At 65.6% G+C, this 13,586-nt stretch carries 10 protein-coding genes; 4 read left to right on the top strand and 6 right to left on the bottom strand.

Going from position 1 to position 13,586, the window contains the following annotated elements; translation table 11 throughout:
* Nucleotides 1-18: 18 nt before the first annotated feature.
* The 3 genes from AC1DN9_RS18010 to AC1DN9_RS18000 all read right to left on the bottom strand — a co-directional run bounded on the left by AC1DN9_RS18010 (nucleotide 19) and on the right by AC1DN9_RS18000 (nucleotide 2,715).
* Nucleotides 19-984, bottom strand: coding sequence for a sulfonate ABC transporter substrate-binding protein (locus tag AC1DN9_RS18010; protein ID WP_478102541.1), 966 nt, complete (start codon nucleotides 982-984; stop codon nucleotides 19-21).
* Between the two features lie 110 nt (nucleotides 985-1,094).
* Nucleotides 1,095-1,679, bottom strand: a complete 585-nt coding sequence (ssuE, locus tag AC1DN9_RS18005; protein ID WP_478102539.1) for an NADPH-dependent FMN reductase — start codon at nucleotides 1,677-1,679, stop codon at nucleotides 1,095-1,097.
* 13 nt (nucleotides 1,680-1,692) lie between these two features.
* Nucleotides 1,693-2,715, bottom strand: coding sequence for a sulfate ABC transporter substrate-binding protein (locus AC1DN9_RS18000; RefSeq protein WP_478102537.1), 1,023 nt, complete (start codon nucleotides 2,713-2,715; stop codon nucleotides 1,693-1,695).
* Nucleotides 2,716-2,842: 127 nt separating this feature from the next.
* On the opposite strand from AC1DN9_RS18000, the gene AC1DN9_RS17995 reads away from it, so the two are divergent.
* The 3 genes from AC1DN9_RS17995 to AC1DN9_RS17985 are packed head-to-tail and all read left to right on the top strand — an operon-like array spanning nucleotide 2,843 to nucleotide 5,963.
* Nucleotides 2,843-3,115 carry an oxidative damage protection protein gene (locus AC1DN9_RS17995; protein WP_478102535.1) on the top strand — a complete coding sequence of 91 codons (273 nt, stop codon included), beginning with the start codon at nucleotides 2,843-2,845 and terminating at the stop codon, nucleotides 3,113-3,115.
* A gap of 44 nt (nucleotides 3,116-3,159) precedes the next feature.
* The gene (gene mnmC / locus AC1DN9_RS17990; protein ID WP_478102533.1) at nucleotides 3,160-5,034 is read left to right on the top strand and encodes a bifunctional tRNA (5-methylaminomethyl-2-thiouridine)(34)-methyltransferase MnmC2/FAD-dependent 5-carboxymethylaminomethyl-2-thiouridine(34) oxidoreductase MnmC1; all 1,875 of its coding nucleotides are present in this window, start codon (nucleotides 3,160-3,162) and stop codon (nucleotides 5,032-5,034) included.
* Nucleotides 5,035-5,063: 29 nt separating this feature from the next.
* Nucleotides 5,064-5,963, top strand: coding sequence for a transglutaminase family protein (locus tag AC1DN9_RS17985; RefSeq protein ID WP_478102531.1), 900 nt, complete (start codon nucleotides 5,064-5,066; stop codon nucleotides 5,961-5,963).
* Nucleotides 5,964-5,985: 22 nt separating this feature from the next.
* On the opposite strand, the gene AC1DN9_RS17980 is transcribed toward AC1DN9_RS17985, so the two are convergent.
* From AC1DN9_RS17980 to AC1DN9_RS17970, 3 genes are read right to left on the bottom strand one after another with little or no spacing between them, the layout of a single operon-like run.
* Nucleotides 5,986-7,458: an efflux transporter outer membrane subunit gene (locus AC1DN9_RS17980; RefSeq protein WP_478102529.1), complete on the bottom strand. Its 1,473-nt coding sequence runs from the start codon at nucleotides 7,456-7,458 to the stop codon at nucleotides 5,986-5,988.
* Nucleotides 7,445-10,639: an efflux RND transporter permease subunit gene (locus AC1DN9_RS17975; RefSeq protein ID WP_478102527.1), complete on the bottom strand. Its 3,195-nt coding sequence runs from the start codon at nucleotides 10,637-10,639 to the stop codon at nucleotides 7,445-7,447. The genes AC1DN9_RS17980 and AC1DN9_RS17975 overlap by 14 nt, the downstream gene beginning before the upstream one ends.
* Nucleotides 10,636-12,258 carry an efflux RND transporter periplasmic adaptor subunit gene (locus AC1DN9_RS17970; RefSeq protein ID WP_478102526.1) on the bottom strand — a complete coding sequence of 541 codons (1,623 nt, stop codon included), beginning with the start codon at nucleotides 12,256-12,258 and terminating at the stop codon, nucleotides 10,636-10,638. The genes AC1DN9_RS17975 and AC1DN9_RS17970 overlap by 4 nt, the downstream gene beginning before the upstream one ends.
* 312 nt (nucleotides 12,259-12,570) lie before the next feature.
* Between AC1DN9_RS17970 and AC1DN9_RS17965 the strand changes: the two genes are divergently transcribed.
* Complete coding sequence (locus AC1DN9_RS17965; RefSeq protein WP_478102525.1) at nucleotides 12,571-13,584, top strand: patatin-like phospholipase family protein; 1,014 nt, start codon at nucleotides 12,571-12,573, stop codon at nucleotides 13,582-13,584.
* Nucleotides 13,585-13,586 lie beyond the last annotated feature (2 nt).

Below are 13,586 nucleotides of genomic sequence, written 5' to 3'. Positions count from 1 at the left end.
GGCGAAGCCTCCGTGCGGTCAGGCGATGTTGGCCGCAGCGGCGTCGAACACGCGGATCTTTCGCGGGATCAATCCGAGAGCGAAGAAGGTGTCCGCGATCTGCTGCTGCTCGCCGAGGATCGCCTTGGTGATTGGCGTCGTGCCGTAGGCCGAGCGCGCGACCGTCACGTCCACCACGGGCTTGGGAAGGCCCCAGATCGCCGACAACTCCGTTGCATAGGCGTCCTTGTTGGCAGCGGCCCACTGGTCGACGCGGTTGATCTCCTCGGTCACTGCGGCCAAGACATCCGGGTTCTTCGCGACATAGTCGAGCGACGAGAAGTAATAGCCTCGATTGCCGACCACGCCGCTCGCATCGGCCAGGATCCGCGCACCGAGCGATTTCTCGGCCGACGCGAGGAACGGATCCCAGATCACCCAGGCATCGACCGAGCCCTTCTCGAACGCGGCGCGCGCATCGGCGGGCGGCAGGAAGACGAGCTTCAGGTCGCTGTACGCCAAACCCGACTTCTCGAACAGCTTGACGATGAAGTAGTGAACGTTGCTGCCCTTGTTGAGCGCGATCTTCTTGCCCTTCAGGTCTGCCACTGTCCGAATCGATGAATCCTGCGGAACCAGCACCGCTTCGGCCTGCGGCCGCTGCACCGTGGCGGCCACATAGGCCAGCGGTGCACCGGCCGCCTGCGCAAAGATCGGCGGCGCCTCGCCCACATCGCCGAAGTCGATCGAGCCGACATTGAGCGCTTCGAGCTGCACCGGCCCTGCGGCGAACTCGGTCCACTTGACCGTGACGCCCAGCGGCGCCAGTCGCTTCTCCAGCGTGCCGCGACTCTTGAGCAGACTCAATTGCCCCTTCTGGTTGCCGACGCGAAGCTGGCGTTCGGTTTGGCGTGCCGGCGCCTGCGCCCATGCACCCAGTGCAGGCAGCGCGATGGATGTGGCAGCGCCCTGGATCAGTTGTCGGCGTGTTATCGAAGATGGCATGAGCTTCTTTCAGACGGAGTTCGCCCCGGGCCGCGCAGCGGCCGAAAAGATCGGAACGGGAGTTGGATGGACGAAGCGCCGCTACGGGCGCTGCGGAGACGGACGAACCGTCAGACGCTACATCGCACGCGCGAGAAGGCCACCGGCTCGAAGCCCCAGGTCGCCGGCAACTTGAGCCCTTCGTTCGCAAGGGTCTCGACGGCATCGTCGAGCCGCTGCGCGAGATCGGCCTGCAGCTGATAGGCCCCTTCGGGCTGCAGCGTCACCTGCCCATCGGTTGCATAGACGCCCGGCAGGATGTGCCGCGCGGCCAGCGACTGCAGGACCGGCCGCAGCGCATAGTCGAGCGCCAGCATGTGATGCGGACTGCCGCCGGTGGCCAGCGGCAGCACCGTCTTGCCCTTGAGCGCGGACTGCGGCAGCAGGTCGAGGAACACCTTCAGCACACCGCTGTAGGCAGCCTTGTAGACCGGCGTCGCGATGACGATCACATCGGCCCGCCGGACCTGCTCCACCGCGTGCTGCACCGAAGGATGCGAAGCCTCCCCCAGCAGCAGGGCATGCGCAGCGAGTTCCCGGATCGCGAGTCGATCCACAGGCACCTCGCGCTCCGCAAGCCGCGCCGCCACGGCGTCGAGCAGGACGGCCGAGCGCGAAGGCGCGGAAGGGCTACCGGCAATCAAAAGCACACTCATGTCCGCTCGCGCGTCACTTGTTCAGATAGATTTGATCGAACGTGCCGCCATCCGCGAAGTGCGTCTTGTCGGCCTTCGTCCAGCCGCCAAAGGCGTCATCGATCGTGAACAGCGTGAGTTTCGGGAACTGCTTCTCGTACTTCGCCTTCGCCTTCTCCGAGGTCGGACGGTAGTAGTTGCGGCCGACCACGTCCTGGCCTTCGTCCGAGTACAGGTACTTCAGGTATTCCTCCGCCACGGCGCGCGTGCCCTTCTTGTCGACGACCTTGTCGACCACGGTCACGGTCGGCTCGGCGAGGATGCTGACCGAAGGCACGACGATGTCGTACTTCTCCGGCCCGAATTCCTTCAGCGCAAGGAAGGCCTCGTTCTCCCAGGCCAACAGCACATCGCCCACGCCACGCTGCACGAAGGTGATGGTCGAGCCGCGCGCGCCGGTGTCGAGCACGGGCACGTTCTTGTAGAGCTTGCTCACGAAGTCCTTGGCCTTGTCGTCGCCGCCGTACTTGCGCTTGGCGAATTCCCAGGCGGCGAGGTAGTTCCAGCGCGCGCCACCGGAGGTCTTCGGGTTGGGGGTGATCACCTGCACGCCGGGCTTCACCAGGTCGTCCCAGTCCTTCAAGCCTTTGGGATTTCCCTTCTTCACGAGGAAGACGATGGTCGAGGTGTAGGGTGCCGAGTTGTTCGGCAGGCGCTTCTGCCAGTCCGGCTTGACGAGGCCGCCGTGCGTGACGAGCGCGTCGGTGTCGCCGGCCAGCGCCAGCGTCGCGACATCGGCGTCCAGGCCGTCGATGATCGAGCGCGCCTGCTTGCCGGAGCCGCCGTGCGATTGCTTGATCGTCACGTCCTGGCCGGTCTTGGCCTTCCAGTACTTGGCGAAGACGTGGTTGTAGTCGACGTACAGTTCGCGCGTCGGGTCGTATGACACGTTGAGCAGCGTCACGCCCTGCGCAAACGACGGCAATGACGTCAGGGCGATGCCCGCAGCAGCGGCGGCACCCAGGGAAAGCTTGATAAAGTCGCGGCGAAGGCTCATGGTCTAGTGCTCGTAAATGGCATAAAGCTGAAGCAGCGTATTCTGGATACGGCATATGGAATCGAGAACAACCGAGTTCTCAGTTCTAAATAGCGAAATCAACTAAAGACACCCCAAAGGCACCCAAATGGCACGCATGATCCAGTGCATCAAGCTCGGCAAAGAGGCTGAAGGTCTCGACTTTCCCCCTTATCCCGGAGAACTCGGCAAACGCATCTGGGAAAAAGTCAGCAAGGAAGCCTGGGCCGCATGGCTCAAGCAGCAGACGATGCTGGTCAATGAAAACCGGCTGAATTTGGCTGATGCGCGCGCCCGCCAGTACTTGGCGCGCCAGATGGAAAAGCATTTCTTCGGCGACGGCGCCGACGTCGCCCAGGGGTACGTCCCACCATCGGAATGAAGCACGCCCCGGGTTTGGGCTGCAGGCGCTGATTTCGTCCGCGCATGGCTGAACCTGTCGATTGGCGAGCGGACGGCATTCCGCGTAGCGCGCGGTTCGACGACATCTACCACACTGAAACTGGCGCACCAGCGCAGGCCCGGCATGTGTTTCTGGGCGGCTGCGGGTTGCCCGAGGCATGGGCTGGGCAGCCGCAATGGCGGATTCTCGAAACTGGCTTCGGGTTTGGGCTCAATTTCCTGACAACCTGGGAGGCTTGGCGGGCCGATCCGCAGCGGCCTCGCCTGCTGCATTTCGTTTCGATCGAGGCCTATCCGGTCTCGCGGGAAGATCTCTTGCGGGCCGCCGCCTCCTATCCCGAGCTAATGCCGCTGGCGGAAAAGCTGGCCGCTCAGTGGCACGGGCTGCTGCCGGGCTTCCATCGACTCTGGCTCGAAGAAGGACGGGTGCTGCTCACGCTGTGCATCGGCGACGTGCAGCCGATGCTGCGCGCCCAGCGCTTCGAAGCGGACAGCATTTTTCTCGACGGCTTCAGTCCGCAGCGCAATCCGGCGATGTGGTCGGCGGAGACGCTCAAGGCGGTCTCGCGCTTCGCTCGACGCGGGACGCGTGCCGCCACGTGGACCATCGCCAGTGCAGTGCGCGCGGCGCTGGCGCAATGCGGCTTCGAGGTGACCAAGGCGCCCGGTCTGCCGCCCAAGCGCGATTGCCTTCAGGCGGTGTTTGCACCGGCATGGGAAGTCCGGCGGCGCGGGCCCGCACCGCTGCCACCGGCGACACCCGGCCATTGCGCGGTGATCGGCGCAGGGTTGGCCGGTGCGGCTGTTGCGGCAAGTCTGGCGCGGCGCGGGTGGGAAGTGACGGTGCTCGATACGGTTGCTCACCCTGCCGCCGGCGCGTCGGGACTGCCGGTGGGCATGCTGGCGCCACACGTGTCGCCGGACGACGCGCTGCTCTCGCGACTCACGCGGGCCGGTATTCGCGCGACGTGGCAGCAGTTGGCGCAATGGTTGGACGAAGGGCGCGACTGGCGAGCGAGCGGCGTGATCGAACGTCGCGCGATGGCGGATGCCCGCCTGCCTGACGGCTGGACTGCAGAAGGTCCCAACGAGTCATGGCACGCGACAGCGGCACAACTCCACGATGCCGGCCTGCCGTCCGAGACCGTCGCACTCTGGCATGCACGTGCGGGATGGGTACGGCCGGCGCGGCTGGTCGAAGCCTGGCTCGCGCAACCCGGCATCCGCGTTGAAACGGGTCGGCACGTTGCGTGCATCGAGCGGGTCGAAGCAGGTTGGTTGCTACGTGACGACAGCAGGACGGCGCTCGTGCGAGCCGATCGGGTCGTGGTTGCCGCCGGCTTCGAAAGCCGCGCCTTTGCGCCCGACCTTCCGCTGCAGCCAGTACGCGGTCAGGTCGCCTGGGGTGTCACGCCTTCCAGTGCGCAATTGCCCGGTGTGCCGGTCAACGGTGACGGTCATCTGATCGCCCGCGTGCCCGACGATGCCGGCGACTTGTGGCTCGCTGGCGCGACCTTCGACCGCGACAGCGGCGATCCGTCCGTGCGGCCGGCCGAGCGGCTAGTCAATTTCGAACGACTCCAGCGCCTGCATCCCGATGCGGCAGCGCAGCTTGACGCGGCGTTCGCCGCGGGTGACGTGCAGGCATGGGCCGGCGTGCGCTGCGCCTCCGGCGATCGGCGTCCGCTGGTCGGTCCGATCGACGCGACGGCCGAGGACAGCGCGTGGCTCTGCACGGCGTTGGGATCGCGCGGAATGACCTTCGCCGCGCTGTGCGCCGAACTGCTCGCCGCACGCTGGCACGGCGAACCCCTGCCGTTGCCGGCGAAGCTCGCGAGCGCGCTCGATACCCAGCGAGCGCAGCCCGCGGCGCCTCGGGGATTGGCCAGCGCCATATAGCAATTTCTCCGCACGCAGGACAATCCGCCATGGCCATCCAATACGACGTCACCCACACCACCGTCTACCGGTACAAGACGCCGGTCACCTTCGGTCTGCATCGCGTGATGTTCAGGCCCCGCGAAAGCCACGACCTGCGCGTGCTCGCGACCGACCTGCAGGTGAGTCCGACGGCCAACATCCGGATGATCCTGGACCCTCATTCCAACTCGGTCGCGCTTGTGTACCCGCTGGGCGAAGCCACTGAGCTGCGCATCGTCTGCCGCTTCACGATCGAGCATGTGCCCGCCACTGTCGGCATGCTCGATCTCGACCCGGCGGCCCTGGTCCTCCCCTTCGCCTATTCGGTGGAGGACCGCTTCGATCTCGAGCGCTACCTGCGCCCGCATCACGACGATCCCGACGGCACGCTGATCCGTTGGGCTCACCAGTTCCTCCACAGTGATGCGCCCAACGGCACCTTCGACGTGCTCAAGCGCATGAACGCGCATATCGCCCAGAGCCTGACCTATGCCGCTCGTGACGAGGAAGGCACGCAGACGCCGCTCCAGACCCTCGCGCTCGGCAGCGGCAGTTGCCGTGACTATGCGTTGCTGATGATGGAAGCCGCGCGTCGCCTGGGCATCGCCACGCGCTTCGTCACGGGTTATCTGTACGACGCCGCGCTCGATACAGCCAACGAAGCGGCCGATGATGGCTCCGTCACCGGCGCGGGAAGCACGCACGCATGGCTGCAGGCCTATCTGCCGGGTGCAGGCTGGGTGGCCTTCGATCCGACCAACAACTTCATGGGCAGCAGCCAATTGATTCGCGTCGGCGTCGCGCGCGATCCTGCGCTGGCGGCCCCCATCTCCGGCACCTGGTACGGCGAACCCGGGGCTTACGAGGGACTGGACGCTTCGGTCGTGGTGCGGCGCGTCTCTTGCTGACCCCTTGGAACGGAGAGCCGCGTCACGGAAAGATCGGCGGCCGCTCGCTCAGGCGAACACCCGGCTGCGGCGCTCCCTGGTCCGCAACGTCGATCCAGCCGCCACCGAGCGCCTTGTAGAGCGCTGCCGATTGCAGCAGCACACTGCCCTGCTGTCGAGCAAGCTCCAGCCGCGCGCTGAACAGATTGCGATCGGCATCGAGCACTTCGAGATAGCTGGTGTAGCCGCCCTCGAATCGCTTGCGCGCAAGGCGCGCATAGTTGGCCAGCGCGGCGACCTGCTGCATTTGCGCGTCGAGCGCCTGCCGCGATGTCGTGATGCCGGTGAGCGCGTTGTCGGTCTCGCTGAAGGCGGCCTGCACCACCTTCGTGTATTGCGCGACCGACTGGCGCTGCACCGCCTCGGCGCTCTGCACCTGGCCCGCGATGGCGCCCGCCGTGAAGATCGGCATCGAGATGTCAGCGCCGTAGGTCCACAGGCGCGATGGCCCTTCCCACAGGTCTGACAGCGAGCGGCTCGCCTGTCCGAATGCGCCGGTCAGCGAAATCGTCGGAAAGTAGGCCGCCTTGGCCGCGCCGATGCGCGCATTGGCCGCCACCATCTGCTGTTCCGCCTCCAGGATGTCCGGCCGCCGCTCCAGCAGATCGGAAGGCAAGCCGGCAGGGACGATCGGCAGCGACATGTCGTTGACCGCCTTCCCGCGCGCAACAGGTCCGGGATTCCGGCCGATGAGATTCGACAGCGCATTCTCCTGCTGCCCGATGGCCTGTTGGAGCAAGGGGATGGTCCGCAGCGCGGAGGCGTACTCGGAGCGGGCCTGGCTCACTTCGACATCCGACACGACGCCGCCCTTGAAGCGTCGTTCGAACAAGTCCAACGCATCCTTGCGCAGCCCCAGCGTCTCGCGCGAGACCTCCAGTTCGCGATCCTGCTCCCGAAGGTTCACGTAGCCCGTCGTGATCGCGGCGACGATCGACACCACGGTCCCGCGCCGGAATGCCTCGCTGGACTGCAGGTCGGCCGTCGCGGCCTCGGTCAGCCGTCGCGTGCGGCCGAAGAGATCGATCTCCCAGCTTGCAAGCAGCGTTGCCTGAACGGCGTTGTACGGATTGATCGAAGGAGCGGGCGTAATCGTCCGCTCGCTGGCGCGCGTGCGGCTTCCGTTCACGTCGGCGCCGACCTGCGGGAACAGCGGCGACCGGGTCGTGCCGAGCGCGCCGTAGAACTGCTCCACGCGTGCAGCGGCCGCGATCAGGTCCTGGTTGTTGCGCAGGCCTTCGCTGATCAACGCGTCGAGGACCGGATCGTCGAACAGCCGCCACCACGCCTCGTCTGCCGCTGAGGCTGCGGCAGTCGGCTTCGGCGCGGTCGCCCTGTATTGGGTCGGAATATCGAGGGCCGGCCGCTTGTAGTCCGGCCCGAGCATGCATCCGGCCAGCGGCAGTCCTGCAACCAGCGCCACTGCAACGCGAAGGTCGATATCAATGCGGCGCATCGGCGGCTCCTTCCCCCTCGGCGGGCGGCACGTCGCCGTCCGGATGGGGCGCAGGCTTCTTCTTCGATGTGCGATCGCTGAGCGTTTCGAGGCCCCAGAAAAACATCGGGATGAAGAAGATCGCGATCAGCGTCGCGCCGAGCATGCCGCCGATCACCCCGGTGCCCAGCGACTGCCGGCTCGCGGCCGAAGCGCCGCTGGCGATCGCAAGCGGAATACAGCCCAGGATAAAGGCGAGCGAGGTCATGATGATCGGCCGCAGACGCAGCCGGGCGGCGCCCACGGCAGCGTCGTACGGCGACAAGCCTTCCTTGTGCCGCAATTCGACGGCGAACTCGAAGATCAGGATGGCATTCTTGGCGGCCAGCGCGATCAGCACCGTCAGGCCGATCTGGAAATAGACGTCGTTCTGGATGCCGCGCAACCAGATCGCCGCAATGGCACCGAACAGCGCGAAGGGCACCGCCAGGAGCACGCCGACAGGCAAAGACCACTTCTCGTATTGCGCGGCGAGGATGAGGAACACCATCACCAGCGCGAACGCGAAGACCAGGCCGGCGGTGGACCCTGCCTTGCGTTCTTCATAAGCCTCGCCCGACCATGCGTACGAGAAGCCCTCCGGCAAGACCTCCCTGGCGATGGCCTCCATGGCGTCGAGCGCCTGGCCCGAGCTGTAGCCCTCCGCCGCGTCGCCGGTGATCTTGGCGGCCGTGAAGTTGTTGAAGCGCGTGACGATGTCCGCGCCGGTCACGTAGCGCGAGGTTGCCACCGCCTTCAGCGGGACCATCTGCCCGTCGCGATTGCGCACGAACATGTTCTGCAGGTCTTCCGGCTTGGTGCGGTAGTCCGGCTCGGCCTGCAGGATCACCTGGAACAACCGGCTGTTCTTCGGGAACTGGCTGACATAGAGCGATCCGAAGAGCGTCTGCAGCGTGGAGTACACGTCCTGCACGGGCACGCCGAGACTCTCGGCCTTGTCGCGATCCACGTCGACGAGCAGCTGGCGCGATCGCGTGTTGATGGTCGAATTGACCCCCCGCAACTCGGGGCGCTGGCGCGACTTGGCGATGAATTCGCGCGTCACTTCCTCGAGCCGCTGCAGGCTCGCGTCGCCTTCGCTCTGTATCCAGAACTCGAAGCCGCCCGTCGTGCCCAGGCCCGGGATCGAAGGCGGGTTCACCGGCACGAAGATGGCCTCCTGGAAGGTCGAGAACTCCGCGGTCGCGCGCCGGATCAGCGCGCCTGCTCGATCGTCCGGGGCCTGCCGCTCCGCGAAGCCCTTCAGCGATACGAAGAGAACGCCCGCGTTGGACTTGAGCTGCGAATCGATCAGGCTGAAGCCCGGCACCGTCGCCACCGACTTCACCGCCGCCTGTTTGCTGAACCATGTCTGCGCGCGGTCCGTCGCGGCCGACGTGCGGTCCAGGCTGGCCGCATCCGGCATGATCACCGCGGTGAAGATGTAGCCCTGATCCTCCACTGGAAGGAAGGTCGTCGGCACGTGCTTGAACAGGCCCAGCATGATGGCCACCATGCCGGCGATCAGCACCACCGACATGCCCACTCGCCGGATGGCCAGTCGCGTACTGGATGTGTAGCCGTCGGTCAGGCGCTCGAAGCGCCGGTTGAACCAGCCGAAGAAACCCTTCTTCTCGTGCTCGCCCTGCTTCGGCGGCTTCAGCAGGATCGCGGCCAGCGCAGGCGACAGCGTCAGCGCCACCAGCCCCGACAGCACCACCGACACCGCAATCGTGATCGCGAACTGCTTGTAGAGCTGGCCGGTGATGCCCGAGAGGAACGCCACCGGAACGAACACCGCGCACAGCACCAGCACGATCGCGACCACCGGCCCGCTGACCTCGTCCATCGCGCGCTTGGCCGCCTCCTTGGGCGACAGGCCGAATTCGGCCATGTTGCGCTCGACGTTCTCGACGACGACGATCGCGTCGTCCACCACGATCCCGATCGCCAGCACCATGCCGAACAAGGTCAGCATGTTGATCGAGAAGCCCATTGCCGTCATGCCGATGAACGCGCCGAGGATCGAGACCGGCACCGCCAGGATGGGCACCAGCGTCGCGCGAAAGCTTTGCAGGAAGACAAAGACGACGATCACCACCAGCACGACGGCCTCGATGAAGGTGTGCACCACCTCGTTGATCGACTCGCGCACGAAGTCGGTCGTGTCCAGCGCGATGTCGTAGTCCAGCCCGGTGGGGAAGGTCTTCCTCATCTCCTGCAGCAGTGTGCGCACGTTGGTCGCGACCTGCAGCGCGTTCGCGCCAGGCTGCTGGTAGATCGCGATCAGCGTCGCCGTCTTGCCGTTGTACTTGGAGCGGATCGAATAGTCCTTGGAGCCGAGCTCCGAGCGGCCGATGTCCTTCACGCGCACGATGGCGCCGGTCCCTGGCTGCGCGCGCAGGATGATGTTGTCGAATTGCGAGGGCTCCGTCATCCGGCCGGAGGTCGCGACCGGAATGGTCTGCTGCACCGGCGTCGACGTGGGCGACGCGCCGAGACGGCCGGCGGCGTACTGCTGGTTCTGCGCGGCGACGGCCTGCTGCACGTCGGTCGCCGTCATGCTCAGGCTGGCCATCCGGTCCGGCTTGAGCCAAAGGCGCATCGCGTAGTCCGGCGACCCAAAGATCGAACTCTGGTTCGCGCCCGGAATGCGCTTGATCGCATCCAGCACATTGATGTTGGCGTAGTTCGCGATGAAGGTCGGGTCCTGGCTGTCGTCGGGCGAATAGATCGCCACGATCATCATGAAGGCCTGCGACTTCTTCTGCACGCTCACGCCCTGCTGGCTCACCGCCGAAGGCAAGGTCGGCAGCGCAAGGTTCACGCGGTTCTGCACGTCGACCTGGGCCAGCGAAGGATCAGTGCCGATCTCGAAGAAGACCGACAGCGTCACGTTCCCCGTCGAGCTCGACGTCGAGTTCATGTACATCATGCGGTCGGCGCCGTTGACCTGCTGCTCGATGGGCGCGGCCACGTTCTCCGACACCACGGCCGCGCTCGCGCCCGGGTAGGTGGCGCTCACGGAGATCTGCGGCGGCGTGATGTCGGGAAACTGCGCAATCGGCAGGTTCAGCATCGCAACCACCCCGGCAAGCACCAGGATGATCGAGATGACGGAGGCGAAGATGGGCCGGTCGATGAAGAAGTGCGCGAACTTCATCGGGCCTCCGCCAGCACGACATCCACACGCCGTGCCAGCGCGGGCGATTCGCCGCCCACGATGTTGGCAGGCTTCTGCAGCACGATGCGATCGGCCGGCACGCCGGCAGCCAGCAGCGTGTCGCGCACCGACTCCGCGCGCTGCTTGGCGAGTGCGGCGTTGCGCTGCGCATCTCCGGTCGCGTCGACGTAGCCCTGGAGAACGACGCGCAATTCAGGTTTCGCCTTGAGGGCTGCGACCACGGCCACCAGACGCGCCTGGCCGGTCGCGTCGAGCGCGGTGCGACCGCGATCGAAGTACACGGCGTCCTTGTTGTCGCTGCCCGGCGGAGGCGTCGTTGCGGGAGCGCCCCGCTTCGATTCCGGCAGCGCGCCGGCCGCGGCTGCGATCGCACCCGGCGGCACGGGCCCGGCAGGCCGCGTCAACGTCTTGACATCGGGCAAGGGTTCGGCCGGAACCTCCTTGGCCTGCACGGGCGTGCCCGGCGCAAGTCGCATGAAGCCATCGACCACCACGTGCTCGCCATCCTTGAGGCCGCCGGTCACGAGCCATTGATCGCCCATCCAGTCACCGACGGTCACGGGACGCATGCTGGCCTTGCTTTCGCCGTCGACGACCCAGACGTACTCGCCGCGCGGACTCTGCTGCACTGCTCGCTGCGGGATGACGATGGAATTCGGCCGTGTGAAGCCGTAGACCTTGACCCGCACGAACTGCCCGGGCTTCAACTCGCCCTTGGGGTTGGGCAATTCCGCGCGCAGCAGGAAGGTGCCGGTTTCCTGGCTGAACGCGGCATCGGCAAAGGTGATGCGTCCCTGCGCCGGGAAGACAGATCCATCGGCCAGCACCAGCGCGACGGCATAGTCATCGTGAGGCGCCCTGATGAGCTTTCCCTTGGCGAGTTCGTCCTGTACGCGCAGCGATTCATTCTCGGAGAGACTGAAATTCACGCGCATCGGATCGAGCTTGGCGACGTAGGTCAGGAGGCTGTTCGCGGCGTTGACATAGGCGCCATCCTGGACCTTCGCAAAGGATGACTGGCCGCTGACCGGCGACGTGATCGTCGTGTAGCCGAGATTCAGCATCGAGTCAGTGACCTTGGCGGCGGCGGCTTCCACCGCGGCGGCGGCTGCCTGTTCCTGCCCCGTGGCATCGTCGAGGTCCTTGATGGCCAGGGCGTTGTCTTCGACCAGCGGCTTCACGCGCTTGAGGTTGGCGAGAGCGGTGTCCAGTCTCGCCTGTTGCTGCGCCAGCTCGGCTTTCGCGGCCTTCAGGTTGGCCTCGAAGGGCTTGGTGTCCATCCTGAACAGCACCTGCCCCGGTTCGACGAAAGAGCCTTCGGTGTAGACCCTCTTCTCGAGAAAACCGTTGACGCGCGCGCGGATCTCGACTTGTTGGGAGCTTTCGGTCTGGCCGACGAACTCGAAGACCACGGGCACCGTTTGCGCCTGGACGTTCTGTATCGAAACATCGATCGGGGGCGGAGCTGCTTTTTCGGGCGCCGTCTTCGAGCAGCCCGAAAGCAATGCCAAGGCAAGCACCGCTACGGGAAGTCCGCGGACGCCGGTCTTGGCAACGCCCAACTGGCGCAAGGCCATTTCATGAGAAGCAAATCTCATCGATCGCTTTCCTCCTGCCCCGGGGGAATCCGTACGATCAACATCCGGAAGGACCCGGCACGGAACTGTTGTGAATCGCTAATGTCGCTTCAAAGTGCCAAGCCGGCAATTGCCCAATGGTGCAAAGGGGTCTGCGTGTCACCCGTTGCGGCGAAGATGCATCCCGTATCACATCTCGCGCATGTCGACCAGCACTCTGTTCGCTTGAGCTCGACCATCCGCCCGGGATAGGATGGATCGATTCATCCCTTGCAAGCTGGCGCGGGCATTGCTTGGCTCTACAACGTAGGCAACGCCTTCTGGAGGTCCACCTTGAAAACACTTCCCATCGACCTCGCGCTGCAAGGCGGCGGTTCTCATGGCGCGTTCACCTGGGGCGTGCTCGACCGCCTGCTCGAAGAGCCATGGTTTCGAATCGACGGCATCTCGGGTACGTCGGCCGGCGCCATGAACGCGGCGGTGACGGCCTGCGGCCACGCACGGGCTGGCGCCGAGGGCGCGCGCGAATCGCTCGAGAACTTCTGGCGAGGCGTCTCAGAAGCAGCCCGGTTCAGTCCTTTCCGCCGCGGTTGGATGGAGATGATGAGCGGCCAGTGGACGCTCGACAATTCGCCGGTCTTCATGGCAGTCGACATGGCCACCCGACTATGGTCGCCCTACGACCTCAATCCGCAGGGCACGAATCCCCTGCGCGGCATCCTGGCCGACCTGATCGACTTCGAGCGGCTGGCATCGTCACCGATCAAGCTGTTCGTGACTGCGACCAATGTGCGAACGGGCCGCGGCCGGGTGTTCCGCAACGCAGAGATCACCCCCGACGTGCTGCTGGCGTCTGCCTGCCTGCCCTCGATGTTCCATGCGGTCGAGATCGACGGCGATCCCTACTGGGACGGCGGCTACGCCGGCAACCCGACGATGACGCCGCTGATTCGCGAATGCAAGGCGAGCGACACCATCCTCGTGCAGATCAATCCGGTCGAGCGTCCCGGCGTTCCGCGCAGCGCGCAGGAGATCAACAACCGCCTCAACGAGATCTCGTTCAACTCGCCCCTGTTGAAGGAACTGCGCATGATCGCGATGCTGCATCAGGTGGCAGACCCCGGGCATGGCGAAGGCGCGGCCTGGGCGCGCATGCGCATCCACCGCATCGCCACGGACGCGATGCTCGAGCTCGGCTATTCGTCCAAGATGATTGCCGAGTGGGCATTCCTCTGCAAGCTGCGCGACGAAGGCCGCGTCGCGGCGACTGCGTTCATCGACGCGCACGCAGGCAATGTCGGCAAACGTTCGACGCTCGATCTCGACGCCCTGCTCGAAGGAGTCTGAAG

The sequence above is a fragment of the Variovorax sp. 05L425 genome, from assembly GCF_056397705.1.
The sequence above is the reverse complement of the archived record's forward strand: the minus strand, read 5'-3'. Positions and strand labels throughout refer to the sequence as shown.

Bases quoted from the DNA above. Each gene is read 5' to 3' on its own strand.
- AC1DN9_RS18010 (WP_478102541.1), bottom strand. From the start codon at position 984: ATGCCATCTTCGATAACACGCCGACAACTGATCCAGGGCGCTGCCACA.
- ssuE (WP_478102539.1), bottom strand. From the start codon at position 1,679: ATGAGTGTGCTTTTGATTGCCGGTAGCCCTTCCGCGCCTTCGCGCTCG.
- AC1DN9_RS18000 (WP_478102537.1), bottom strand. From the start codon at position 2,715: ATGAGCCTTCGCCGCGACTTTATCAAGCTTTCCCTGGGTGCCGCCGCT.
- AC1DN9_RS17995 (WP_478102535.1), top strand. From the start codon at position 2,843: ATGGCACGCATGATCCAGTGCATCAAGCTCGGCAAAGAGGCTGAAGGT.
- mnmC (WP_478102533.1), top strand. From the start codon at position 3,160: ATGGCTGAACCTGTCGATTGGCGAGCGGACGGCATTCCGCGTAGCGCG.
- AC1DN9_RS17985 (WP_478102531.1), top strand. From the start codon at position 5,064: ATGGCCATCCAATACGACGTCACCCACACCACCGTCTACCGGTACAAG.
- AC1DN9_RS17980 (WP_478102529.1), bottom strand. From the start codon at position 7,458: ATGCGCCGCATTGATATCGACCTTCGCGTTGCAGTGGCGCTGGTTGCA.
- AC1DN9_RS17975 (WP_478102527.1), bottom strand. From the start codon at position 10,639: ATGAAGTTCGCGCACTTCTTCATCGACCGGCCCATCTTCGCCTCCGTC.
- AC1DN9_RS17970 (WP_478102526.1), bottom strand. From the start codon at position 12,258: ATGAGATTTGCTTCTCATGAAATGGCCTTGCGCCAGTTGGGCGTTGCC.